The following is a 679-nucleotide window of genomic DNA, read 5'->3' on the forward strand; positions in this document are numbered from 1 at the left end:
ATATTGGTATTAGCTTTGTATTAGCTGCGGGACTCGTTGGTTGCGCGGCTCACTCACCTGCGCCTGTTTCCAGCCTAAAGAAGGATTATTCGAGCGTTGAGCGTGGCAGTTATAGAGGGAGTTACTACGAAGTAAAGAAAGGTGACACACTTTATTTCATTGCTTACGTCACAGATAAGGATGTAAATGATCTTGTACGTTACAACGAACTCTCTCAGCCTTACACCATTTATCCAGGTCAAAAGCTAAAACTTTGGGCTCCGAAATATGTCGCGCCAAAATATGGCCAAAAAGTTGAACCCGTTGTAGTACCTGTAGTTACAACGACACCGCCGCCAGTGGTGAAGCCAACGACGACGACAAAGCCTGTGACTTCAAGTAAAAACTCTAGTCAAAAGCCTACAACAACTCCGACTAAAGTCGCACAAAAAGAGCCGCCAAAGAAAGTTGAACAAACCAAAGCAAAGGAGTATGTTGGTTCAAAAGATAACCAACCTACTAAACCGAAGCCGCCAACAACGACGGTACAAAACGACAAAGTATCGAAGTGGTTGTGGCCGACAAAAGGGAGAGTAATCAAGAACTTCTCGGCGGGAGAACAGGGAAATAAAGGCATTGACATCGCAGGACAGCGTGGTCAACCTATCGTTTCAACCGCAGCCGGCACGGTCGTTTATTC

At 45.8% G+C, this 679-nt stretch carries 1 protein-coding gene; it reads left to right on the forward strand.

Annotated features, from left to right (window positions below; all coding sequences use genetic code 11):
* Nucleotides 1–2: 2 nt before the first annotated feature.
* Nucleotides 3–679, forward strand: a 677-nt coding sequence (locus R7O13_RS27385) for a LysM peptidoglycan-binding domain-containing protein (protein ID WP_318305262.1), incomplete at its 3' end; no start/stop codon positions are given.

This window comes from Vibrio sp. Y176, assembly GCF_033438945.1.